25 protein-coding genes are annotated in these 25162 nt (G+C 41.6%); 12 read left to right on the top strand and 13 right to left on the bottom strand.

The window, feature by feature from the left end:
- Positions 1–38 precede the first annotated feature (38 nt).
- Positions 39–983: a hypothetical protein gene (locus tag B3X18_RS04070; protein ID WP_034670391.1), complete on the bottom strand. Its 945-nt coding sequence runs from the start codon at positions 981–983 to the stop codon at positions 39–41.
- A 290-nt stretch (positions 984–1273) separates the two neighbouring features.
- Here B3X18_RS04070 and B3X18_RS04065 point away from each other — a divergent pair, with 290 nt between their 5' ends.
- Positions 1274–1744, top strand: a complete 471-nt coding sequence (locus B3X18_RS04065) for a YaiI/YqxD family protein (protein WP_005019268.1) — start codon at positions 1274–1276, stop codon at positions 1742–1744.
- Positions 1741–2667 carry a DMT family transporter gene (locus tag B3X18_RS04060; RefSeq protein ID WP_005027088.1) on the top strand — a complete coding sequence of 309 codons (927 nt, stop codon included), beginning with the start codon at positions 1741–1743 and terminating at the stop codon, positions 2665–2667. The genes B3X18_RS04065 and B3X18_RS04060 overlap by 4 nt, the downstream gene beginning before the upstream one ends.
- A gap of 9 nt (positions 2668–2676) precedes the next feature.
- Here B3X18_RS04060 and B3X18_RS04055 read toward each other — a convergent pair whose 3' ends face one another.
- Positions 2677–3249: a PilZ domain-containing protein gene (locus B3X18_RS04055; RefSeq protein ID WP_005019270.1), complete on the bottom strand. Its 573-nt coding sequence runs from the start codon at positions 3247–3249 to the stop codon at positions 2677–2679.
- Positions 3250–3274: 25 nt separating this feature from the next.
- Between B3X18_RS04055 and B3X18_RS04050 the strand changes: the two genes are divergently transcribed.
- The 3 genes from B3X18_RS04050 to B3X18_RS04040 all read left to right on the top strand — a co-directional run bounded on the left by B3X18_RS04050 (position 3275) and on the right by B3X18_RS04040 (position 7712).
- The gene (locus tag B3X18_RS04050) at positions 3275–4510 is read left to right on the top strand and encodes a lipoprotein-releasing ABC transporter permease subunit (protein ID WP_005019271.1); all 1236 of its coding nucleotides are present in this window, start codon (positions 3275–3277) and stop codon (positions 4508–4510) included.
- Complete coding sequence (lolD, locus tag B3X18_RS04045; protein WP_005019272.1) at positions 4503–5186, top strand: lipoprotein-releasing ABC transporter ATP-binding protein LolD; 684 nt, start codon at positions 4503–4505, stop codon at positions 5184–5186. The genes B3X18_RS04050 and lolD overlap by 8 nt, the downstream gene beginning before the upstream one ends.
- Before the next feature lie 84 nt (positions 5187–5270).
- Positions 5271–7712 carry a DNA internalization-related competence protein ComEC/Rec2 gene (locus B3X18_RS04040; RefSeq protein ID WP_026443956.1) on the top strand — a complete coding sequence of 814 codons (2442 nt, stop codon included), beginning with the start codon at positions 5271–5273 and terminating at the stop codon, positions 7710–7712.
- Here the strand turns inward: B3X18_RS04040 and B3X18_RS04035 are convergent.
- Positions 7705–8655, bottom strand: coding sequence for a lysophospholipid acyltransferase family protein (locus tag B3X18_RS04035; protein WP_034675450.1), 951 nt, complete (start codon positions 8653–8655; stop codon positions 7705–7707). The two genes, B3X18_RS04040 and B3X18_RS04035, sit on opposite strands and share 8 nt — an antisense overlap.
- Positions 8656–8784: 129 nt before the next feature.
- Between B3X18_RS04035 and sppA the strand changes: the two genes are divergently transcribed.
- Positions 8785–9801, top strand: coding sequence for a signal peptide peptidase SppA (gene sppA / locus B3X18_RS04030; protein ID WP_005019276.1), 1017 nt, complete (start codon positions 8785–8787; stop codon positions 9799–9801).
- 17 nt (positions 9802–9818) lie between these two features.
- A complete protein-coding gene (locus B3X18_RS04025) occupies positions 9819–10616 on the top strand; it encodes an alpha/beta fold hydrolase (RefSeq protein WP_005019278.1) in 798 nt (265 codons plus the stop codon).
- A 59-nt stretch (positions 10617–10675) separates the two neighbouring features.
- Here B3X18_RS04025 and purN read toward each other — a convergent pair whose 3' ends face one another.
- Positions 10676–11308, bottom strand: a complete 633-nt coding sequence (gene purN / locus B3X18_RS04020; RefSeq protein ID WP_005019279.1) for a phosphoribosylglycinamide formyltransferase — start codon at positions 11306–11308, stop codon at positions 10676–10678.
- A gap of 6 nt (positions 11309–11314) precedes the next feature.
- Positions 11315–12385, bottom strand: a complete 1071-nt coding sequence (gene purM / locus B3X18_RS04015; protein WP_005019280.1) for a phosphoribosylformylglycinamidine cyclo-ligase — start codon at positions 12383–12385, stop codon at positions 11315–11317.
- Between the two features lie 137 nt (positions 12386–12522).
- Here purM and cxpE point away from each other — a divergent pair, with 137 nt between their 5' ends.
- The 4 genes from cxpE to B3X18_RS03995 all read left to right on the top strand — a co-directional run bounded on the left by cxpE (position 12523) and on the right by B3X18_RS03995 (position 18786).
- Positions 12523–13710 (top strand): chloramphenicol efflux transporter CxpE, encoded by a 1188-nt coding sequence (gene cxpE, locus B3X18_RS04010; RefSeq protein WP_005027082.1) that lies wholly within the window; start codon positions 12523–12525, stop codon positions 13708–13710.
- Between the two features lie 21 nt (positions 13711–13731).
- On the top strand, positions 13732–14439 hold the full coding sequence (gene hda, locus B3X18_RS04005; protein ID WP_005027080.1) for a DnaA regulatory inactivator Hda: 708 nt from the start codon (positions 13732–13734) through the stop codon (positions 14437–14439).
- A gap of 116 nt (positions 14440–14555) precedes the next feature.
- Positions 14556–16367 (top strand): rhombotarget A, encoded by a 1812-nt coding sequence (gene rbtA, locus B3X18_RS04000; protein WP_286935144.1) that lies wholly within the window; start codon positions 14556–14558, stop codon positions 16365–16367.
- A 13-nt stretch (positions 16368–16380) separates the two neighbouring features.
- Complete coding sequence (locus B3X18_RS03995; protein WP_005027075.1) at positions 16381–18786, top strand: CSLREA domain-containing protein; 2406 nt, start codon at positions 16381–16383, stop codon at positions 18784–18786.
- 46 nt (positions 18787–18832) lie between these two features.
- On the opposite strand, the gene B3X18_RS03990 is transcribed toward B3X18_RS03995, so the two are convergent.
- The 5 genes from B3X18_RS03990 to B3X18_RS03970 form a co-directional block, all read right to left on the bottom strand.
- The gene (locus B3X18_RS03990) at positions 18833–19240 is read right to left on the bottom strand and encodes a DUF3106 domain-containing protein (protein ID WP_005027073.1); all 408 of its coding nucleotides are present in this window, start codon (positions 19238–19240) and stop codon (positions 18833–18835) included.
- The gene (locus B3X18_RS03985) at positions 19230–19550 is read right to left on the bottom strand and encodes a hypothetical protein (RefSeq protein WP_005027070.1); all 321 of its coding nucleotides are present in this window, start codon (positions 19548–19550) and stop codon (positions 19230–19232) included. The genes B3X18_RS03990 and B3X18_RS03985 overlap by 11 nt, the downstream gene beginning before the upstream one ends.
- A complete protein-coding gene (locus B3X18_RS03980) occupies positions 19543–20163 on the bottom strand; it encodes an RNA polymerase sigma factor (protein WP_005406789.1) in 621 nt (206 codons plus the stop codon). The genes B3X18_RS03985 and B3X18_RS03980 overlap by 8 nt, the downstream gene beginning before the upstream one ends.
- A 163-nt stretch (positions 20164–20326) precedes the next feature.
- Positions 20327–21103, bottom strand: coding sequence for a TrmH family RNA methyltransferase (locus tag B3X18_RS03975; protein WP_005027066.1), 777 nt, complete (start codon positions 21101–21103; stop codon positions 20327–20329).
- Between the two features lie 52 nt (positions 21104–21155).
- A complete protein-coding gene (locus tag B3X18_RS03970) occupies positions 21156–22130 on the bottom strand; it encodes a class 1 fructose-bisphosphatase (protein WP_005027064.1) in 975 nt (324 codons plus the stop codon).
- Positions 22131–22303: 173 nt separating this feature from the next.
- Between B3X18_RS03970 and B3X18_RS03965 the strand changes: the two genes are divergently transcribed.
- Complete coding sequence (locus B3X18_RS03965; protein WP_005027062.1) at positions 22304–22492, top strand: NF038105 family protein; 189 nt, start codon at positions 22304–22306, stop codon at positions 22490–22492.
- A 53-nt stretch (positions 22493–22545) separates the two neighbouring features.
- Here the strand turns inward: B3X18_RS03965 and pal are convergent, their stop codons facing one another.
- From pal to tolA, 3 genes are all read right to left on the bottom strand, one after another.
- Positions 22546–23118, bottom strand: coding sequence for a peptidoglycan-associated lipoprotein Pal (gene pal / locus B3X18_RS03960; RefSeq protein WP_005019302.1), 573 nt, complete (start codon positions 23116–23118; stop codon positions 22546–22548).
- A 37-nt stretch (positions 23119–23155) separates the two neighbouring features.
- Positions 23156–24439 carry a Tol-Pal system beta propeller repeat protein TolB gene (gene tolB / locus B3X18_RS03955; RefSeq protein WP_286935149.1) on the bottom strand — a complete coding sequence of 428 codons (1284 nt, stop codon included), beginning with the start codon at positions 24437–24439 and terminating at the stop codon, positions 23156–23158.
- Between the two features lie 281 nt (positions 24440–24720).
- Positions 24721–25162: cell envelope integrity protein TolA (gene tolA / locus B3X18_RS03950; RefSeq protein WP_286935143.1), on the bottom strand; the 442-nt coding region annotated here is incomplete at its 5' end.

The following is a 25162-nucleotide window of genomic DNA, read 5'->3' as shown; positions in this document are numbered from 1 at the left end:
CAAGGAACCTAAATAATGCTATTATTTTTTAAATCCTATCAATTGCTGCTAGTTTTAGCATAAATATTCGCCTGAATCCAGATATTGCCTCGAATATATTGGCCAATTTTAAAGTTTTCGTACTTTTTATTGCGAGTCGCGATCCGGATAAGAGTAGCTGGTGTGTTTTCTTCTAAAATAAGCGTTACATCATAAACAGTATAATCCTGGTCCATAAACTGCATACTGGTCTTGCCTACAATATTCCCTTGAAACCAGGCTTCATCTTCTTGACCGATTGTCTCTCCATACAGATAAGCCACCATTTTAGAAAAATCAACTGTTACAGGCGCAGTATCTTCTTCAGACTTTGGTTCCCATGCATCAATCAATTCCTGAAGATTGGCTGGGGCAACACCATTATGTTGCTGTAAAATATCATTTAATGCCCGGTGCTGACGAATCGATGCCGGGTCATCGACTACCAGTTCTTCATGAGCAGAAACAGCTTCAAGTTCATATGCCCAAGCATTAAGCTGAACCTGATAGCTTTGACCTTTTTCATAACACTGATGATTAACACTGTATAAACTGTCAAATGCATACACTACAGTATTCGGATTATTACCAAGTTGCAGACGCAGAACTGCCTGAGTACCTGATTTACAACTAATAATACGCTCTATTTTTGCATTATAGCGATAAGGACTATCAAATACAGGAAATGCAGTCTTGAGTGCTTTTGGCTTATTATTTTCTACTGCAATAATTTGTGCTAGACGAACAGGTGATTTATCCGGACCTTGAATCAGCCAGACAGAGGCATCCATTTCCTGCTCATTCTGACATAAACCCATAGGCATCATCGGTGAGTCAAGTGACATACCTAACCATTTAGGGACTTCAGTTTCAGGCTGGTCAGTTAATAAATTCCAGTGTTCAACGTGACTACCAAAATTCTGATCATCGATCAGGATAATTTCCGGGCTGTTCTGATTATTCATATGCACTATTAGGGATCGCGTGAGTATATCTATTAAATCGAGGGTAACTTGTATTTTTCAAGCCCATCATTACGCTCTTTTACTTCTAAATTCAGCATTTGGAGCAAAACTAATTTATCTGAAACTAAACTGTAAATAAAGACCAGAGATCTGGTACGTTTTAATGCCTGTTAAAGACTTGCAATCAGTAGGGTGAAGAATATGGCAATAAAGGATAATTTATAAAGATTGTTCCTAAAAAATAACTGAACTTTGTTAAACTGAGAATCTTATACTTACGGAGTTTTCAGGTGCTGCCCTTTAAATTATGGATTGATGCGGATGCTCTACCGCGTATTTTACGTGATGTGATTATGCGGGCTTCAGATCGTTACCAGCTTGAAGTAACTTTTGTGGCAAACCAGAATGTCGGGATTACTCCATCAGTACGTATTAATTCGATTCAGGTCATGGGTGGGGCTGACCAAGCCGATCAGGAAATTGTCAACCGGATGCAAAATAATGACATTGTGGTAACACAAGATATTCCATTGGCCGCACAGGTCATCGAAAAGGGGGGTATCGCTATTCACCCTCGTGGAGAGATTTTCACTACAGCTAATATTAAAGCGCGGTTGCATTTACGGGACTTTATGGATACCTTGCGCGGAGCTGGGGTTCAGACAGGTGGCCCACCACCTATTTCAGACCGAGATAAACGTGAGTTTGCCAGTAGCCTGGATCAGACCATATTAAAGCAGAAGCGTAAGACAGCCTCATGAATCAGAAGGTGCCGGTCTCTCGCGGCAATATTGTGTTTACCTACACTATTCTGGTATTCATCTGGGCTACTACTCCACTGGCAATCGTCTGGAGCGTCCATGATCTGCATGTCATGTGGGCAATGGTGATTCGTTTTTTTATAGCTTTACCACTAGCAGCTCTTTTGCTGCTCTTGCTCAGAGTAAAGCTTCCCATTCATAAAGTAGCGCTGCACAGTTATATCGCGGGTTCCTTTAGCTTGATTGGTTCGCAAATTTTTACCTATGCAGCGACAGGTTATCTCAGTTCAGGCATTATTGCATTGATGTTTGGGCTGGCACCAATTATGGCAGGTTTAATTGGCCGTTTTTTATTTAAGCAGCATTTATATAGTATGCAATGGCTGGGAATGGGGATCGCAGTAGCAGGGCTCTCGATTATTTGTCTGGGAGGAAATACAGGCCAGCAGGTTCATCCTGTAGGCATTCTCCTGATGTTGCTGAGTGTTTTTAATTATGCTTTATCTATTTTCTGGGTAAAGAAAGTAAATGCGCAGGTTGAACCAATGGCACAGGCGACTGGTTCGATTATCGTGTCCGTGCTCGGTTGTATGCTGCTGCTTCCTTTCATCTGGCAGTATGCACCGAGCCATATTCCAGATACCAAATCGTTGATGGCTTTATTCTATACGGTGATTATGGCATCTCTGGTTGCAATGTTCTGTTATTTCAAACTGGTCCAGAACATTCAGGCAACTACTCTGTCTTTAACCAACGTCATGACACCGATGCTGGCTATTCTCATTGGTTCAGTATTAAATCATGAAAAACTGACAGTCATGATTTTTGTGGGCGCTACTGTACTGTTATCAGGACTTTTTCTTTACTTTTATCGTGATATTAAGGCAAGTCGTGAACTTGCCCAGAAAATTAAAAGTAATTAGAACTTTAATCTAGCTTGCTACACCTTGAGTAGAATTAATACATTCAGCAAGCTTGGCACGATCTTGAGGATGCAGTGTCACAAAATAAGCTCCTGTCCGGAAGCCTGTTTCATCCTTAGGCTTGCTATAAACCACTTGGGCAATTGTTGCTACATGAAAGAAATTATCAGGATGACTTAATGTTAAATGAATATAGCTTCCATCTTTAAGCTGTTGATTTGTATAAAAGCTGATACCACTTTCTGAAATATTAACCTGTTCAGGCACAGGTAGCATGGTCTGGACGATAGCGTCATAAAGAGACCCTGTAATCAGATTCATTTTCTGGTTAAATAAGGATAGTATTCGAGCAATTTGTTGATCTTTTTGATTTAATTGTTCTAATTCGTAGTTAATAGCATGATCAAATTGATCTAATTCTGCAAGTAGTAGAAAATAACGCGGCAATACAAAATTAGGGTCGTAAGGATCGTTAAGAGCAACATCATCAGAGATAATCTGATAATTAATCCTTAAAGCAGCATCAATGCGGGACATCACGCGACGTTCGTTCGAAGCACCCTGATGCTGTAATGTTTCCATAATGAATTACCTCGGACTAGATGGTATGTTTAAACCAATCTCGCTGTATATAGGGTTGAGATACACTCGCGCACGGCGTAGTAATCACTTTATTTCTTTTATTGCTTTAGTTTCCATGATCGGCCTGACCTTGGGTGTAGCAGTTCTTATTACAGTTCTGTCTGTCATGAATGGTTTTGACCGAGAGTTAAAAAACCGTGTTTTGGGCATGATACCTCAGGCCACAGTTTCTTCAACCCAGATTTTAACAGATTGGCCCGAACTTGCAAAAAAAGTCGAGAGCCACGAACATGTTACTGGCGCAGCACCATTTACCCAGTTACAGGGGATGCTAACTGCACAAGGCCAAGTTGCAGGTCTGATGGTAACTGGAATAGAACCTCAATATGAAAAAAAGGTTTCTATTATTCAGGATCATATGGTTGAGGGAAGCATTGATAGCCTGAAAAAAGGTGAATTTGGTATTGTGCTGGGGAAACAGATGACAGATGCACTCGGCCTCGGGCTGAATGACAGTGTCACTTTAGTATTGCCTGAAGCCACACCTTCACCGGCAGGGGTTGTGCCTCGCTTTAAACGTTTCAAAATTGTGGGCATTTTCAGTATTGGAGCTGAAGTAGATTCCATGATGGGCTATATTGCCTTAAATGATGCTTCGACTTTGTTACGTTTGCCGGATGGTGCTCAGGGTGTACGTCTGAAGCTGGATGATATCTTCAGTGCACCTCAGGTAGCTAGCTCGATTGCCCGTGAATTACCAGGGAATTTCTATGCTTCGGACTGGACCTATACTCATGGGAACCTGTTTAGTGCCATCCAGATGGAAAAAGCGATGGTAAGCCTGCTCCTGTTTCTAATCGTTCTGGTTGCTGCATTTAATATTGTTTCTTCTCTGGTCATGGTAGTGACCGATAAAAAATCTGATATCGCTATTTTAAGAACACTAGGTGCATCACCCGCTACAATTACCCGTATATTCATGGTACAGGGAACAGTAATTGGAGTCATCGGGACAGTATCAGGCGCAATTTTAGGAATTATTTTTGCCTCAAGTATCAGCAGCTTTATTTCATGGCTAAATAATGCTTTTGGCCTGCACCTGTTTGATGCCTACTTTATTAATTATTTGCCTTCTTATCTCAGATGGCAGGATGTTGTAGTCATCGTCAGTCTGTCTCTGATTTTAAGCTTTCTGGCAACTATTTATCCGGCACTGCGTGCAGCTAAAATTCAACCTGCCGAGGCTTTACGTTATGAATAATACAGTACTTGAAGCCCGTAATATCTATAAGCATTTCACGGATGGGAAATCAACCGTAGAGGTGATTAAAGGCTTATCTTTAGAGATCAAGGCGGGTGAGTTTACATCGATTGTTGGAGCCAGTGGCTCTGGTAAAAGTACCTTACTACATGTTTTAGGGGGGCTAGACCGGCCAACTGAGGGTGAGGTGTTTCTAAATGGACAGCGCTTTGACAATTTAGGTGAAGCTGAACGTGGTTTTATGCGTAACCAGTATCTTGGGTTTGTCTACCAATTTCATCATTTACTGCCAGAGTTTACTGCTTTTGAAAATGTAGCAATGCCCCTGATGCTGCGCAAAAATACACAGTTTAAAGAAGCCAAACAGCAAGCAGAATACTTGCTGGAACGGGTCGGCCTGTCACACCGGATAACGCATAAACCAGGCGAATTATCTGGTGGTGAGCGTCAGCGTGTAGCTTTGGCGCGGGCATTGGTAACCAAACCTGCTTTAATGCTGGCTGATGAGCCGACAGGTAACCTGGACCGTAAAACTGCTGTAGGTATCTTTGAGTTATTAAGTGAACTGCGTCAGGAATTGAACATGGCAATGCTGATTGTAACTCATGATGAGCAGCTGGCCCAAGCTGCCGATTCAATTCTGCATATGCAGGATGGCTTATGGGTGAACGCGTAAGTCGGAGATAATCTGATCATTAACCTTGTTAAAGCCCATCAGTATGGGCTTTAATTATTTTAATAAGTTATAAATATAAAAATCATGTGGAAAACTATTTTATTGGCCTGGATTGCTGGAATCTCGGTCATGGGGAAAACTTTTAACTTACCTGTTTTTCTGTTACCTGGACTGATGATCTTCAGCGTAGGTTCAGGGCTATTATATTGGTATCAATATAGTAAGCTGGAGTCGCACCATCCGATTCCATGGTTATCTAGAGCAGTTTTTATTCTAGCCTTAGGCATCCTGACAGGCACATTGGGTTATCGCTACGCTGACCATGCGCTAGAACAACGTCTAGATAACAGGGAAACAGAAACAAGAAATATTGAGGCAATTGTTTATATCCGACATATTGATGAGCGTTCTGAGAAGCAGATCAGGCAAAAAGTGGAAGTACTTGACCAGAAAAAACAGCCTGTTCAATGGTGGCTCACATTTAAAAATATACCTGAGCAACCTATAAAATTTGAGTTAGGAGAATATTACCGGATTTATGGGGAAGTCATACCTGCTCATGGCTATGCCATGCCGGGAGTATTTGATCAGGAAAAATGGTTTATTCAGCAGAATATCATGGCCAGTGTAAAAATCTGGAAAATAGAGAAATTGGACCATGAGGCAGTTTACCGGCTTGGTTTTAATCAATATCTGAATAATCAACAGGGTTGGATCAATGGTCTTCTATTACTGATGGAGCGGCAGCGCTATCATTTTCGTACTTTTATTCAAAATAGCACACTGAAAAATAAAGGCCTGATTTTAGCACTTCTTACAGGTGATAAAAGCTTACTTTCCTCTGAAACAGAAGAACAATTTCAGCGGCTGGGAATCAGTCACCTGCTGGCAATTTCTGGCCCACACGTATTAATTTTCGCAGCTCTGGTCAGCTGGGTATTGCAAACCCTGATACGGCTGTATGGTCCAAAACTCTATTTAAGCTTGCCTCGCCCTTATCTGCTGGTTTTTCCTTTCTGTTTTTGTGTATTACTTTACAGCGCTTTTGTCGGTTTCGAGATTCCGGCACTACGAACACTGCTCATTACTCTGCTAGGGAGTAGCCTGCTTTTATTAAGACAAAAAATCCAGGCATTAAGCTTATTGCTGGCAAGTGCCAGTTTACTATTATGGATAGATCCTTTTAGTGTTCTCTCGGCAGCTTTCTGGCTTTCTTTCGGGGCCTGTTTTATTCTGTTGCGCATTTATGAAAGTATAGATCGGCAGCCTGCCCAACCGGCTTTTAACTGGAAGCAAAGAGTTTTAACTGCTGGAAAGTTACTGATTGAATCACAAGGGAAAATTTTTATTGCTCTCTTTCCGTTAGTACTGATTTTTTTCAAACAGGTAAGCTGGATTGCGCCATTGACCAATATTCTTGTCATTCCATTATTAGGTGCTGTCGTAGTGCCGCTAGATATACTGGCTGCATGTCTTTCCTATATCATTTCTCCTTTGGGCCTGCTTTTATTTCATTGTAGCGATTTAGGCTTGAATTTAGGCTTGTGGATATTAGAAATACTGGACCATCTGTTTAATCCCCAATTACAGGGAATTGCATTTACACCGTTGCTTATTGTGAGCCTCAGTATCGGCCTGATTATTTTATATCTGCCTCGATCTGTTATTCCTAAAGCTTGGGCGCTGTTATGTTTTGTACCAGTTTTTACGAGTAGGGCACCAGACTCGGATTTTAAGTTAACCGTTTTAGATGTAGGGCAGGGCCAAGCCATTCTACTTCAGAGTAGTCAGCAAAAAATAATGTTAGATACAGGCGGTTACTATGATGAAACCAAATTCAGTATAGGCCAGCAAATTCTTGCACCATTTTTATTTTCCCAAGGGATAGCTCGCTTAGATCGGGTGCTATTAACTCATCTGGATCAGGATCATAGCGGGGCACTCTTACCATTAAGCCAAAAAATTAAAATCGATGAAGTAATAGCCAATACCCAGTTACCTGAAACATGGAATATAAAACAGTCATCACCATGCCGGGAAGGACAAAGCTGGTCTTATCAGAATTTTAAGGTCCAGGTACTATCACCTGGCTTAAATACTTACCCATCAATGGTAGAAGCCAATCCGAATGAATATTCATGTGTGTTATATGTGCAATTAAACCAGGCCCAGCCTTACCGGAATTTCTTGATTATGGGAGATGCTGGCTGGCCAACTGAATATGAACTCATGAAAAAGTATCCCGAACTTCAAGTCGACGTACTAGTATTGGGTCACCATGGCAGTAAGCACAGTTCTGCTTACAGTTTTCTAAAATATTTGCATCCTAAGCTGGCAATTGCCTCAGCAGGACAGAATAACCGTTATGGTCACCCGACCAAAGAAGTTAAGGTACGTCTAAAGGCACTTGATATTCCACTTCTTTTAACTGCCCAAACCGGTAATATTGAATTTTATCAAGAAGCTGATGAACAAATAAATTACACGCTCTATAGAGAGCAGTGGAAATGGTTAAAGATTAAGTAAGATTTTTGTTGTGCTGCCGCAGCTGATCCACTTTTTGTAGTGCTTCAGCTTTATCAAGCGTATAAATGGAGCGTAATTCTGGGTGAGCCTTAAAACGTTTATAGCTCCAGTGGTAATGTTCGGGATAGCGTGTAATCAAATCTTCGATCACATGATGAATAACTTGGGTACCTTCTACAGCGCTGCCTTCATAAATTTTCTCATCAATTGGTTCAATAAACATATTAAAGCCATCCTGTTCATTACGGATGGCGTAAAGAAGCAAAGTACTGGACTTAGTTTTTTGAATCAGCTTGGCGCTCAGGCTGCTTGAGGCTAAGGGTACACCAAAGTATTCCACCAGATCACCACCCACATTTGGTGTATGGTCAGGCAAGATAACAGTTGTGCCTCCCTGTTTAAGCGCCTTAAAAATCTGGCGAACACCAGTTTCATCTGTAGGAACCAGATTGGCCTGCTCACGGCTGCGCGCTTCGCGGACGAACTGATCTGCATACGGGTCTTTGACCGGTTTATAGAGAATGGTCATTGATGTATATTGCGAACACCAAGAGTTCATAATCTCCCATGTGCCAAAGTGCGGAACGATCAGGACTAATCCTTTTTTGGCTGCCACCGCCTGATGAAAATAATGCTCGCCTACAATTTTATGAATTCTTGAAATATTCTTCTCTGTACTTGAGCCCCAAATACTAAAAAATTCAAAGTATGACTGTATTTCATTGCGTATAGCCTGACGAATAATCTGATTACGCTTTTCGGTCAGCAGATATGGAAAAGCAATCTCCAGATTCAGATTTATTGTTTTTGAGGTATTCGACAGTTTTAAAGTATTCACCAGACCTGCAAGTATACGAGCAATAAAGCGTGATACTCGTATAGGCTGGCGACTAATGATTTTCAAAAGACGATAAGATAAAGGCTGGGAATTTGAGCTAGTCATTATTTAAATGTAGGATTCTGCTTAACAAACGTAAAAGAAAAAATATTATAAGTTAAAAAGCTTTATTTAGACAGTTTTTCATTTTCCAGTGTATATAATGAAGATATTTTACTTTTCGGATAAATATATATGTCGGATTGGCCGCCAAAACCTAATAATGAAGTTCCAAGTTCAGACAGCAGAAGCGGTAAAGAGTGGCAGATACTAGAAAAAGCTGTACTGGCTTCTGTTGAAGAACAGCGCCGTAGCCGTCGCTGGGGAATATTTTTTAAGTGTTTGACTTTTGCCTATATTCTATTGCTTTTGCTCATGATGGGTAGGGGCTGTACTACGGCAACTACCAGTGGGGCAGGCTCAAGTTCAAATGCTCATCTGGCTGTGATCGATATTATTGGTACGATTGACTCTAGTGACCGTTCCGTAAATAGTGAAGATACCAATAAAGCTTTGAAACGTGCATTTGAAGCAAAAAACAGTCACGCAATTGTGCTCAATATCAATTCACCTGGGGGGTCACCTGTCCAGTCAGATGAGATCTGGCAGGAAATTCGCTATTACAAACAGCAGTATCCTGAGAAGAAAGTATATGCACTAATTGGTGATATGGGAGCCTCAGGCGCTTATTATATTGCTTCGGCTGCTGATGAAATCTGGGTTAATCCATCCAGTTTGGTCGGCTCAATTGGTGTGATTATGCCAAACTATGGGGTGATGGGCCTTGCGCAGAAACTGGGTGTTGAAGACCGGACATTAACTTCAGGCGACAATAAAGATATTCTGAGCATGACTAAACCAGTCAATCCTGCACAGAGGGAGCATGTACAGACGGTCTTAGACAATGTGCATAGTCACTTTATTGCTGCTGTAAAAGAAGGCCGTGGCAAGCGCCTGAAGAGTAATGACCCTGCAATTTTTTCAGGATTATTCTGGAGCGGTGAGCAGGCGGTTAAACTGGGCGTTGCAGATCGTACCGGAAGCATAAACAGTCTTAAACGTGAGCTTAAACTGGATAATGTTCTGGATTATACAGTTCAGCGTAGCCCATTTGAATCGGTACTTGGCCGGGTAGGTTCTGAAATAGGCCAGGGCTTTAGTGAATCAGTTACCCAGCAACTTAAAATTCAGCAGGATACCAAGCTGCAATAATGAACATAAAGGGATATATGACGAAGCCATTAATACACTTTGCACATGCCAATGGTGTGCCTTCAAAAGTTTATGAAAAGTTGTTTGAACAGTTGCGTGATGAATACGACATTATTTATGTGCCTTTGATTGGCCCAGATAAACGTTATCCAATTACCAATCACTGGCCTCATCTGGTAGAGCAGATCATCGACAGCATCGTTCGGCAGGCTCATGGTCGCAAAGTTATCGGGCTTGGACATTCGCTAGGTTCAGTTCTCACGATGATGGCTTCTTATCAACGTCCCGAGTTATTTTCACAGGTCATTATGCTAGATCCGCCGTTGATTATGGGAAAAGCATCTTTTGTTTTCCATATGGCTAAATGCTTTAAACCCCAACTGGTAGATCAGATGACTCCAGCAGGGTTATCGGTGCGGCGACGTGATCATTGGGAGTCGCGCGAGCAGGCAGGCGAGTTACTTCGCACTAAAGGTTTCTATAAAGATTTTGATGCAGACTGTTTTCAGGCCTATCTGAAATATGCATTAACTGAAGATCCGGTAAGGGGTGGCGTAACTCTGACTATCCCTAAAAATGATGAAGTAGAAATCTTTAGGAAGAATCCTTCGCTCTGGTGGTTACCGATGGCAAAACCGAAAATACCAGTACATCTTGTGGTCGGAGATAAAAGTGTTTTTCTTAAGCGGCGTTTTCCACACGTAGCCAAGAAAAAAATCGGTGTTTCTTTTAGCATAGCCGAGGGCGGCCATATGTTCCCGTTAGAACATCCTGTTGAGGTGGGCCGACTGGTAAAACAGCTGATCCATGCATAAATGATGAGCCAATAAAAAAGCGCCTATATGTGGGCGCTTTTTTATTGGCATAAATTGTATTATAACTTGCAAAACTGCATGGGTTTAGTCAACAGAGAATTTCTATAAAGTACAGAGCCATCTTCTAGATGCTGAACGGCGCCAATACAGATCCATTCAACCACCTGAGGGTAAACCAGGTGTTCTAACTCATGTACACGGTTTGCCAAAGTCTCAACTGTATCAGTTCTTTTAACCGAAAGTATTCCCTGCGCTAGTGCCTGACCAGCATCTAATTCAGCTGTCACATAATGAACTGTACAGCCATGATATACATCACCTGTATTAATTACACGCTGATGAGTATGCATACCTTTATAATAAGGCAACAGGGAAGGGTGAATATTCAGCATTTTCCCTTCCCAGGCTTTGACAAATTTTTCACTTAAAATCCGCATGAAGCCTGCTAGCACGACCAGATTAACTCCCCAGTCAAGCAGCTGCTGATGCATAACATCATCAAATGCTTCCCGGCTTGGATACTGTTTATGTTCAACAAGAGCAGTCTTAATTCCTGCCTGTTTAGCACGTTCTAGAGCATAAGCATCAGGCCGGTTGGACAGTACACCAACAATTTGGCCTGATAGTTTGGCATCGATCAGGGCCTGCAAGTTAGATCCACTGCCCGAAACGAGTACAGCAATTTTAATCATATGAAATTACGCGAAGATCACACGAATTTTTTCATCTGCACCTTCAACAGATTCAGCATTGTCAACAATGTGACCCATTATCCATGCTTTTTCGCCGAGGTTATTTAGCGTGTTAACCGTTCTCTCAGCATCTGCCGCATCAACAGCCAATACCATACCTACGCCACAGTTAAATGTGCGGTACATTTCAAATTGTTCAACACCACCTTCCTTTTGAAGAAGCTTAAACAATTCTGGCCATTCCCAAGAAGATTCATTAATGACTGCTTGAGCACCATTTGGAAGTACGCGTGGTAAGTTACCCGGTAAACCGCCACCTGTGATGTGTGCCATTGCGTGCACATCAACCTGTTTGAGTAATTCAAGGATTGGCTTGACGTAAATGCGGGTAGGTTCCATTGCAGTATCTGCAAGTGGGCGACCATCAACGATTTGAGTTAAGTCAACATTTTTTACATCTAAAATTTTACGAAGCAGAGAGTAGCCATTAGAGTGCGCACCTGAAGATGCAATTCCAATCAGTACATCATCGGCTTTAACTTTAGAACCATCAATAATTTTGCTTTGCTCAACTACACCTACGCAGAAACCTGCCAAATCATAATCTTCACCTTCATACATGCCTGGCATTTCAGCAGTTTCACCACCTACTAACGCACAGCCAGCAAGTTCGCAACCTGCACCAATTCCTGTAACAACATTTGCAGCAACCTCTACGTTTAAGTGGCCTGTTGCATAATAGTCAAGGAAGAACAATGGCTCTGCACCACATACAAGAAGGTCATTTACGCACATTGCCACCAGGTCCTGACCAATCGTGTCATGACGGTTTAAATTCAGTGCTAAACGTAATTTGGTACCCACACCATCCGTGCCAGATACGAGAACAGGTTCTTCATAACCTTTAGGAATTTTACAAAGTGCACCAAAACCACCAAGTCCGCCCATCACTTCAGGACGTGAGGTGCGCTTGGCGACAGATTTGATTCGATCGACTAATGCGTCTCCCGCTTCAATGTCGACACCTGCATCTTTGTAGCTTAAACCAGTATTTGGGGTAGAAGTTGAGTTGCTCATAATGAAGTCTCCGCGTTCGCGCGGGGGATTATAACCTGAATATACGAAACTCTTATGTTATTTATGCTCTAAAATGCTATTTTACTAAAATATTTCTTTCTTCATAATGATTAGATACTTATAAAAGGCGTGTTTCCATGGTCGACCGTACCTTACGTCGTATTTTTATTCTTGCGGCGATTGCATTATTACTTTGGGTGCTTTACCTGCTAAAACCGGTAGTCATACCATTTTTAATGGCCTTTCTGATTGCTTATCTATTTAGTCCGCTAGTGGCATGGCTCCACAAATATCATTTACCGCGCTGGCTCTCGATCAGTATTGTCTTTATTGGAATTGGTATTCTCCTGGTACTGGCAATCTGGTATGTGGTGCCTTTGGTCTGGCAGCAACTGGTTTATGCGCGTGACAGTATTCCAGCAGGTATACATTGGTTAAACGCGACCTTTTTGCCTTGGGTTTCTAACACATTTAATGTCGAGCAGATGGAAATTGATACTGAACAGATTTCTACTGTAGTCATGGATTATATTCAGACCAATTATAGTGCAGATAGCATTCAGACCATGTTGCTACGTCTGGCGCAATCCGGATTAAATTTCATCCAGATTGGCGGTACAATTGTTCTGATACCAATCATTGCTTTTTACTTTCTGCTGGACTGGGACCGGATGCTGAACAGTATGCGTCGCCTGATTCCACGGCCTTATGAAAAAAATACTATTCAGGTAGTTCATGAATGCCATAATGTATTAGGTGCCTTCGTTAAAGGGCAATTCTTGGTCATGATCCTGCTGGGAATTGTTTATGCAGTAGGTTTACAGCTGATTGGTCTTGAAGTCGGGCTGATCATTGGGATGGTTGCCGGGCTTGCCAGTATTATTCCTTATCTGGGTTTTGCTGTAGGGATTATTGCCGCAGTCATTGCGACATTGTTCCAGTTCGGTTTGGACTGGACCCAGCTAATTCTGGTTGGTGTCGTCTTTATGGTGGGTCAGGCGGTAGAAGGCTATATCCTGCAGCCTTTTCTGCTCGGTGATAAGATAGGTTTATCACCTGTTGCTGTTGTATTTGCTGTGTTGGCCGGTGCACAGCTAGCTGGTTTCTTCGGTATGCTCATTGCTTTGCCAATGGCTGCAGTGATTGTAGTACTGCTTAGACATTTACGTGAATGCTATGAACACAGTACATTCTATGGTCCACCTAATCTGATGGGAGATAAAGGTACGGACAGTCTCATTATAGATGCCGAACAGGTAAATCTTGATATTGAGCTTGAAAAGTCGCAAGATACTGAAAAGACAGTTCATATTGATACTAAATAACGATAGGATATGGCCAAATATATGCGTCAGCTGCAACTGGATATAGAACTTCAACTTGATGCTCGAATCAGTGATTTTTCCGGGCCAAGCTGGGGGCCTGTAGTAGATGCAGTCCGGCAGTTGCATGCTGGTCTTATGAACCGGTTTTATATTTATGGTGCAGCAGGCTCAGGTAAAAGCCATCTTCTATCTGCGATTTGCGATTCCTATATGGAGGTAGGTAAATCTGCCATTAAAGTTTCACTCCTTGAACTCTTGGATGCGCCTATTGAAGCAATTACATCACTGGAAAAATATGATCTGGTTGCACTGGATGATATCGAAGCTATAAGTGGTGTTCCACATTGGCAGCGTGCCGTTTTTCATCTTATTAATTATAATAATGAAGAGGGAGGGCAGCTGATTTTTTCCTCACGGTTTGCACCAATGGAATTGAAACTTGAACTACCTGATTTACAGTCACGGCTGACTCAGGCGGTCAGTGTAAAAGTGCCCAACGGTAGTCTCTATGCAGATCGTCAAGCACTAGTTCATTCAGTACTAGCACGCAGGGGCGTACAGCTAGACCAACAGATTATTGATTATCTTTTATTACATGGGCCACATCAGGCAGCACGTCTTTTACAAACTTTAGAACAATTGGAAACCTTGCTCAAGGGAGAGCGAACACGGCTTTCAAATATGACTTTGCGCCAGATATTTGCCTTAATTGATGAGTATGGCCGGTAAACGGAAAAATCTTGAGTAATTACTCAAGCTGTGACACAGTACAGAAAAATAATTCGATGTTGCACGGAACTGCAGCTTAAGAATAAAAAATAGAAATAAAGTATAAGGAGATGGATATGCTCAAACAGAGCATAGGCATAGCTATGTTATGCATTGCGGGGCAAGCCTATAGTGCTGACATTGTGGTAACAACAACTGAAGATATATCCTCTGCAAATGATAAACAATGCTCGCTTCGGGAAGCAATTGAATATATCAATCTGGGTTTACCTGAAGCTGGCTATAATGGATGTGGTGGGAAATCATCTACTTCTACGATTTTGCTTGAAAAAAAAGCAGTCTATAAACTCAGCAATCATATTAACATCAAGGCTGACCTGTCGATCAGAACCAGTTATACCACCGATGTTAATGATAAGGATGTACCCGGTTTAAATAACGCCACAATTCAGATGCTGGGTACTGATAATATTTTCCGCATTGATGACAGTAAAAAAACTTTAGCGACAGTCAGTCTAAGAGAAATTACTTTGCAGGGATGTGGGGCCAGTCAATGTGCCGAACAGGGAGGGCTAATTTATAATAATGAATATCTGACTTTGGAATACACCCGTTTATATAATGGATCAGCAGCCCAAGGCGGAGCAATATATAATATGGGCCAGCCAGAGGCTGAAACTGCTGCCAGTATAGTTGAAATAAAATCAAGCCTTATTGAAAATAATAAAGCTCTGGCAGGTGCTATTTTATATACCCATGCTCCTGAGTTCCGGATTTCAAATTCAGTATTTCGTGAAAATAATACAACTCAAACAGGTTCCAGCAATATTTATTCGGCCAGCCGTCTAGAAGAAAATAAGATTACTGATTTTCCTCAAGCTAGGGCTTGGGTAAATAGTAGTACTTTTTTAAAAAATCAGGGCCATATTATTAACTTGCGTGACGGGATCGGGTTAAACAATCTGACCATTGTCGGTAATCAGGCTGGTATTTTATTCGATGCACCTTTAGGTAAAGGATACTTGGGCAACAGTATCATTTTAGGAAATCCTTATCCTGGTGGTCAGCAGACTAACTGTGCTTTTGCCGAAAATGACCAAAGCATTCTACAGAATAATCTGGTCAGTCAGGAATGTGGATTAGGTGCTACCCATTATCCTAATGAATACTGGTCCGGTACACAGCTGATTGCGGGAGAGACCTTACAGGGCGCATGCAAGAGTATGTCGCAGGACCCTAATAGCCTGTTATGTCCCTATAGTCAGCCTAAAGATACATTTTTGGGATATTTTCGTCCCCGTATCCTGCTAAGTTATAACAGTCTGGCGGATTCACCTATAGTCAATAAAGGTAAAAATTCATTTAATCCTGATATCAAAATAGTGGGCTGTGAAGCTGCTGACCAGCGCAAACAGGCGCGAGATTCAAATAATATATTTTGCGATCGTGGAGCAATTGAAATTATTGTCCCAACGACAGTAAGTCTGGTGGGTGAAGATATACGGACTGGTAGTCAGGCCAAAATGTCGGTTGCCGATTTACTTGGAGATAGCGACCTGATTCCTAAAGAACAATGTAACGCAATCTTAGGCCCTCATCCATCCGGAGAAGCATGGCAGGCTGGCTGTATACAAGTTGTACAAACAGTGACTCAATCTAAGGGGACATTAAAGATTGATGAGGAAGGTAATCTGGTCTATACCCCGAATGGTGGCTGGCATGGAACTGATATTTTTAAGATCCGTCTGGTAACTACTTCTACGCGCTTTAACCAGAATATTCCTTATATGGAAATTAATGTACAGGTCAGACAAGAACCTGAAAACCACATGGAAAGTGACAAAATTAAAACTTCCGGTGGGGCACTCGGAATGTTCAGTTTATTTACGCTTTTAGCATTAGTCGGGCTACGTCGGTATACAAAATAATTAGGGCCAAATAATGAAAATTTATAAAAAGGGGCTATTGAGCCTGATGATACTGACGGCCATGACTTTGATGGCTGCAGAAGACAAGACTATTTATGTCAATACGTTTGAAGATGAAGATGGCGAAAACCTGAATAAGTGTTCGCTACGTGAAGCTCTGGTTGCAGCCCGTAAAAATATTGCATATGGTGGGTGTACAGCAGGAAATACTGGAACTGGTCAGCTAGACAGAATTCAATTGCAAGCCGGAGAATATATACTTAAGAGAGAGTTACGGCCAGAAAGTGCGGTCAAGATTTATGGAGAAACACCGTTCGATTACAAGACAAAAGATCCTTTAACACACCAGTATCCGGCACGTGGGCCTATAAGCACAGTTATCAACGGAAATCATACCTCCCGAATTTTCAATACTTCAGAAACCCAAGCCAGTATCTTTCTTGAAAATATTGAACTGAAAAATGGTTATTCCTCTGCTGAAGGAGGAGCATTACTCATAGCTGGCCCACTAAATATGACAAATACGGCTATTAAAGATTCTAAGTCGGATAAAGCAGGTGGTGCTGTTTATATCATTGCACAAAACCTAGAAAAACAGATGACTTTAGTAAACACCCTAATTCAAAGAAATCAGGCAAAAATTGGAAGTGCTTTTGCCATGGACTGTTCAGCAAATCTGTTGGGTACCCAGCCTGCTATCAGTGTAGAGCGTAGTAGCTTGGTTCAAAATGGTACGATAAATGACCGCAGTACGATTGAGTTATGCGGCTTAACACGTGTTTCCTTAAGTGCCAATACTATTGCCCGGAATAAAGCAAATCTGGTAGATGGCCATATTATTCGTGCGGTATCTGAGCTAGGCCGTCCATTATACTCCGCCTCATCTCTCGCTTTAATCAGTAATACCATTGTAGAAAATCAGGCCAATAGTACATTTTATTTTGATGAAAACAGTACCAAGGCTTTAGCCTTTAATGTTTTAGCTTTCAATACAGGCAAATCCTGTGACTTTGTCCGTAAAGACAGTAATAGCCAGAATAAGACATTGGGGCTAACTCTGGCATACAATGCACTACAACTTGGCAATGTGGAAGGTCAATGTGTATTGCCTGAAGAACTATTAAAAATACAGACAACGGTAGACCTGAGCAATATCTCACGTCAAAGCGTTCTATCTGATTATCAGCAACCCTCAAAATACAATCTCTATCTACCGCTCTATTATCCTAAGGACAATCAGAATGCTTCAGATCTGGTGAACACAGGCGCAACACAGGATTGCAGTACACTTGATCAGCGCGGACTGGCCCGGATTACAAATGGTACTTTAACTTTAAATCCTGAAATGAAAAATACCTGTGAAATCGGTTCTGTAGAGCGCATGCGCCTAACAGCAGCTGATATTACAGATTTAAAGAATCTGTCTATTGTACAAGTTCTAGATACCTATCAAAAAGAAGCTGACAACTTGAAAGAGGGCATAAAAGAAATAGAAGATACTGAAGAGCAGGCTATTTATCAAAAAGAGTTGAGCGAATTAGAACGTCTAATTGCCAATATCAAGTTGAAACAGAAGTATCGTACCATTTACATTGATCCTTTTACGCTGGCTTTACCAAGTGAAGAAGAATTTCTCAACGAAAATGGCAAGCTTGAATTGCGTCCAAAAGAACTCAGTACAGATCAGTATAGTATCGAAACGCATAAATACGGTGTAGGTTCAGTTTCTGGTAGTGGTGCAGATTTTAAGTTTAATGGACAGCAAGATGAACATCTGTTTTGTGAATGGATGCCTGAGTTAAAGCGTATTATGATTTATCGGACAGATGACCAGTTATCTGCTAATACCGGTAGCGCTTATTGTGCTTACACCATCAAGGCAAAAACGGGTGAGTCTTCAACAGGACTTGTTAAAGCAGATTTTATTAATATTGCTCCAATTGCAAAAGATGATAAATATACATTACAGTATGGCTCAGACTTAAAAGTCAGTATTAATCCGCTAGAAAATGACAGTGATGATGGTGATGGTCCTACATCACAATTAAAGCTCAATACAAATAAATCAGCCTTCTTTCACGATGCAGACGGACAGGAATTACCTATACGTTTTAGCGTTATTCCTCCAGGTGTAACGGTCAGTGCAGACCGTACCGGTCCATGTCCGGGTAATTATATTCGAGAGACCTGCTATGGTGGACAGATCCATATCCAGGCCAAAAATAATTTCAGCCAGTTTAACTATCGGTTTGAATATAATATTTTTGATGCTGAAGGTGAGGAATCTAGTACGGCAACTATCTTGCTAGAAAATACAGCTAAGAATACTAATACTGCCGGTGGAGGAGGAAGCTTTGGAATATGGGGAATATTAAGCCTATTAGCTTTAAGCATGTATCGGTTTCGCCGTAACGTTTAAAAAAAGCCTCGTAAGAGGCTTTTTTATTGAATTGATTGATTTTTATCTAGTTTGCCTTAAGTGCAGCAGGCATGTATTTATTCATATATTCTTGGCGGATTGATGCACGTTGCTCTGAGGTAGCTGCTTTTTGCATTCTTTGTCTCAGATCATGCCGTTCGTGACTGCTCATCTGTTGCCAAGTTTCACGCATTTTCTGTTTTTCCTGCTCTGGCAGCTGGGTAAACCAGTCCATGCGTTGCTGTAGAGCGGCACTTTGTTCTTCAGGTAATTCTTTTAAAGTCTGATAACGTTTAATCAGGGCGCGCTGTTCTTCATCGGACAAGGTGTCCCAAGTTTCATTAATCTGGGCCCCGGCATCTTTAGAAAAAATCCAGAAACGTTCGAACCCTGCAAAGCTGGTTTGTAAAAAGCTTAAGGTACATAAAGCTAAAGCCAGTTTCTTAGCTGCCATGACCGACCCTATCCTCACCTAAAACCAGTAACATTTCCAAATCTTCCACCATTTGGGGTGAAAGTTTTGGAGTAACAGCAACCTGATTTTGTGGCTGCTCTGTCATTTCCATAGAGTTGGGTAATATGACAAAACCAGTAATGGCTGCAGCAAGAGCAAAACCTGTCATCCGCCACATGCTGTAATGTGGTGATGGACGATCCTGTATGGTTTCGAGTACATGATTCATCACTACAGGTTTAGCCTTATGATGAGTAGCCAGTGTATCAAGCTTGGAAGTCACTTTTTTTGTGAAATCATCTTTATTCATCTGATGATCCTCCCATATGTGGATTTAAATGCGCTAAAGCTGTTCTTAATCCCTGAATTGCCCGATGGTAATGAGTTTTTACACTGCCCTCGGTACAATCCATAATTTCCGCAGTAGTTTGGGTATCAAAACCCTCCCATGCCCGCAACATAAAAGCCTGTTGCTGTCGAACTGGAAGTTTTGAAACAGCGGCCTGTATTTCTTCTGCAGTAACCGCTTGATCCAGAAAATCAGAAGGGTTTGGACTCGATTCATCCACGATATCCATCATTTCTTCTTCATCTGAATCCAGACTGACTTTTCTAAAAAATGAAAAAGGTTGGGCACGGCGTGCTTCCTTACGACGCCAGTCCTGTAATTTGTTATTTAAAATTGTATAGAACAGGGGGTACCATTCTTCAGTACTTTTATCACGATAGGATTTATGTAGGGAAATAAATGCTTCCTGTACCAGATCCATAGCTATGCCTTGTTGCCCCTGTGTTGCACTTTCCATCATGACCAGAGCACGACCCGTCACATCCTGCATAAAAAACTTCAGACGCTGCTCAGCCGTACTGGCATGCGTACTGCTGAGATGTTCTGCATCAGGCTGTTTCGGTACTAAATCCATAGAGATGGAAAATCCCGTCATTGGACACCCACTTATTATTTTGTTGGTCATCACTTAAATAACGTCAAAAATAATGTTTGGGTTGACATAGTAGATAATTATTTTTTAAGAGTTTAAAGGATTTTTAACCACAATTAGCCCTTTATTAAAATAATTTAACCTTTTAGAGCCGCTGGCGAACCATTTCAAAAAAACAGATAGAGCCTGCAACTGCAACGTTCAATGATTCTTGACCACCTGGTTGGGGAATCACGACAGCTTTTGCATGCTGTAACGCATATGCTGACGCACCCTGTCCCTCATTTCCTAAAATCCATGCACAAGGTTGTGTGAGGTCCTGCTGATAGATACTTTCAGACTGATGTGAACTGGTTACGAATACAGGAATTTCAAACTTCTCCAGTATGTCTTCAAGCTGGACATTTTCATAAATATTTAAAGAAAAATGAGCTCCCATACCAGCACGCAGTACTCGTGGTGACCAGAGTGAAGCTGAGCCTTGGGTACATACAACCTGCTGAATATTAGCGGCGGCAGCAGAACGCAATAATGTGCCTACATTTCCTGGGTCCTGTACATTCTCTAAAATAAGTGTATCAAGATGATATTGCAGGGGTTGGGTATTTGTCGGCAGATCAATAATTGCGAGACAAGCCAAACTTGTACCCAAGGTACTTAAATCACGATAAAGTGCTTCACTTAAGACAAATACATGACCCTGATAATACTCAAGGATCTGTTTAAAGTCTGGATGATTTAATGCCTGTTCAGTACTGAACAGTGAATGGATTTTTTTATTTTCCTGGAGCCAGCTCAGACAGAGATGGGTTCCTTCAAGAATAGTTTGCCGCTGTTTTTTACGGTAACTGTTCTGTTCAATGAGTCCCCGTAAATGTTTGATTTTAGGGTTGTCTTTAGATTCAAGAAAAATAATTGACATAAGTAAAGAGTCCACAGAGATGAGTAGTTAAACCCATCTCTGTATAAATAAATTATTGGTGATAGCCTGTAACCAGCTCAACTTCATTTTTGGAACCAATAATCACTGGCACGCGCTGATGCAGATCGGTCGGCTCAATTTCTAAAATGCGTACGCGACCTGTAGTTGAAGCACCACCAGCCTGCTCAATAAGCATACTCATTGGATTTGCTTCATACATCAGACGTAAACGGCCCGCTTTTTCAGGATCTTTTAAATCATATGGATAAAGGAAAATCCCGCTACGGCAGAGAATACGATGAATATCGCCAACCATACAGGCAACCCAGCGCATATTAAAGTCTTTAGCGCGTGTAGAAGTTTTTCCAGCCAGCAGTTCATCAATATAACGCTTAACCGGTTCTTCCCAGTGGCGCTGATTTGAGGCATTGATAGCAAATTCCTGGGTATCGGCTGCGACCTGAATATTCTCTGCGGTTAAAACAAATTCCTGGCTGTCTGGATTAAAGGTGAAGAATACAACGCCTGCACCTACAGTCAGTACCAGCATTGTGGAAGGGCCATATAGAACATAACCGGCAGCAACCTGCTGAGTCCCTGCCTGCATGAAGTCGGCAGCCTGAGTTATATGGTTTTTTGCAGGTAAAATTGAAAAAATAGTTCCTACACACATATTGATATCAATATTGCTTGAACCATCTAACGGGTCAAATAATACCAGATATTGACCATTTTCCTGAGCAGGCGTAAATTCATCAAGCTCTTCTGAAGCCAGCCCGCCTACTTGGGGATGTACTTTTAATGCATCAATCAAATAGTCATTAGAAATAACATCAAGTTTTTTCTGGGTTTCACCTTGTACATTTTCATGCTCTGCGCTGCCCAAAACACCTGCAAGTGCACCCTTTTGTAAAGTCTGATCTATTACTTTACAGGTATCGGCAATAGTGCTGATAACTTGAGCCAGCTCAGGCGTTAAATTCCCAGTTTGTTGTTGTAAATATTGGGACAAGGTGTAATTGGTCATACCAAAAAGCTCCAGCAAAGAGAAAATAGATGTATAAAAAGAACTGGGCTATTTTAGAGGAGAACCAATGTAATTAACAATTTTATTGCGTGATGAGATGTGTTGTTTTTGCGCTTGCAACTCTACACGAACATGCTATGTTGAATTATGTTCATAAAAAAGGAAGTAAATCTATGACGACCAAACATTTTGATGCGACTCCAACTCCAAATGAGCCAATTAAGCTGGATAATATCTCAACTGAAAAAGTGAAAGAAGTTTGGGAAAGTTATGAAGCGAAACCTGAATACAAAGAATTTAATAAGCATGACATGATTGAAGCCATGCAAAAAAATGAAGAAGATAAAAAGTCGGAGAATTAAAAAAGCGCCCAACAGATGTTGTGCGCTTTGCTCTTGGAAATTTGAGCGTTTAATTATTTAAGTAATGGCGGTACAGCTTCGTAGTTGATTTCTACACGACGGTTTTCTTTCCAAGCTGCTTCATCATGGCCAGGATTAATTGGCATCTCTTTACCATAGCTCACAGCTTCAAGCTGATTGGGGTTTACACCATTTGTCACTAAATAGCTTTGTACTGCTTTGGCACGACGTTCACCCAATGCCATATTGTACTCACGTGTACCACGTTCATCGGTATGGCCAGTTAGAGCAACTTTTGAATTGGCATTTGCCATCAGGAACTGGGCATGAGCCTGTAGGGTCTGATAATCCTCATTGCTCAGATCACTGCTATCATAGTCAAAGTATACAACACGTTTTGCTAAATAAGCACGATTCGCTGCGGTAACACCTTTAGCTGAAGCACCAGCCATATTCTGTGCATTTAATGCCGCATCTTCACTTAGACCGGTTGTGTTAACACTCGTACCCGCTGTAGTTGGAGTGGTAGTGGTCGTAACATCTGAAGTAGGTTTACGGTTGGCACAACCAGTAATAACTAGGCTGGCAGCCAGTAAGGGAAGAGTTAAATATTTTACTGCGTTCATCTTAATCTCCATGAAAAAATTGTTATAGCCAGTTAAATTATTTGGGTGCCCAAGCAGGCTCACGAACTTCGCCTTGTTCACTTGGCAGATTCATCCGGAAGCGCCCATCAGTTGACATAATTGCCAGTAATCCCCGGTTACCTTCACGGGTAGCATAAACGACCATCTGGCCATTTGGAGAAAAACTTGGAGATTCATCCAGACTGGTTGGGGTAAGAATGTTGGTAATGCCAGTAGCAATATCCTGAATGGCAACTTTATAGTTACTTCCGGCTGGGCGGTGTACCAGTGCGACTTTTTTACCATCTGCACTTAAGGTACCGCGCGCATTAAATGCACCTTTAAAAGTCAACCGCTTGACTGAGCCATCTGCAAAGCTATAACGGTAAATCTGTGCTGAACCGCCACGATCTGAAGTAAAAATAAAAGATTTACCGTCTGGTGCATATCGGGCTTCTGTATCGATGGCAGAATCATTAGTCATACGTTTAAGCTGACGGGTATTCAAATCCATCTGGTAAACTTCAGGGTTTCCATGCATAGACGCTGTGAAGAGCATAGACTGTCCGTCTGGAGAGAAACTTGGTGCACCATTAAGACCACGGAAACTGGCCAGTACTTCACGTTGCCCAGTAGCCAGATCTTGCACATAAATCGCAGGGCGCTTGGTTTCAAACGAGACATAAGCCAGTTTTTTTGCATCTGGTGTCCAGGCTGGAGACAGAATCGGGTCACGTGAAGAAAGGACAGTACGCGGCTGTTCACCATCAGTGTCAGCGATCTGTAAGGTATAACGCTGTTCTGGGGTTGCCGGATTGCGCAGTACATAAGCAATACGGCCACTAAGATCACCAGGAATACCTGTCAGTGCCTGATAGATTGCATCACTGATCATATGGCCAGCCTGACGTATACGTGAAGCGGGTACAGTTAAAAGTTCATTTAACAGATAGGTCTGCTTCTCGACATCATAAAGCTGGTAATGCACTTCATACGAATCACCTGCGACAGACTTGATACTACCTGTCACTACATAAGGGATTTTAGTCGCTTGCCAGCTTTGCGCATTAATATTATTGAGTGCAGCGCTAGCCGGAAGATTTTTTGATGAACTAGTAAAGCGCCCTGAACGATTCAAGTCACTTTCAACTATTGGATAAATAGACTGATCATTTGCAAAGGGTACTATTGCTATTTTAGGAGCTTCTTCAGGAGCCTTTGCAATTTCAAGGTGTAACTGGGCAAAAGCTGTAGTGGTGATGGCCGGACTAAAAACAGCTGTTAAGGCAAAGGCTAAAAGAGTTTTACGCGTCATATTCATAATCGCAGGGCGCTCAATTCCATGATTCTGGGGTATGGGAATGCTAATTTGTAACATGATGACATAATTTAAATCTATTTAAAGCATGTAAATATGACTATCTCGTGAGAAGTCAGAACCATCTTATAACTAAAGAAATAGATACCCCAAGTTATAGGTTTCAGAAAATTATAAAGAGTAAAATTAATATATTGATATTAAAATCAAAATAACCCAATCCTATCGATAAAAAATAAAACTCGGTCAATTTATTTAAACACCCTCAAAAGAGGGTGGTTTTTTTATTTAGCAGTAAATGTAGAGGTAAAGGTACGTGCTTCACGTCGTGCATCGGCATCAGATGGCATTGGATAAGGAGCGGCTGCCCTTACCGCAGCTTCTACACTGGCTTTCATATCTGGGTCACTTGAATTCACTACCACTGAGAGAACAGCTCCACTATCACTTAAAGTTACACGTGCTGTTGCCTTGTTACCAGAAGAGCCATTAGGTATATCCCAAGCACGTTTAATTTTATTTTCAAAATCACGTTTGGCAGATGAAGCAATTTTTTTAGCTTCAGCTTTTTTATCAGCCGCTTCTTCAGCTGCTTTTTTTGCAGCTGATGCTTTCGCTTCAGCCTCAGCCCGGTCTCTGGCATCGGCATCGGCTTTGGCTTTTTCAGCAGCATCCGCTTTGGCTTTGGCCTGCGCATCAGCTTTGGCAGCAGCGTCAGCTTTTGCT

The sequence above is a fragment of the Acinetobacter sp. UBA6571 genome, from assembly GCF_002434085.1.
Classification (GTDB): domain Bacteria; phylum Pseudomonadota; class Gammaproteobacteria; order Pseudomonadales; family Moraxellaceae; genus Acinetobacter; species Acinetobacter radioresistens.
The sequence above is the reverse complement of the archived record's forward strand: the minus strand, read 5'-3'. Positions and strand labels throughout refer to the sequence as shown.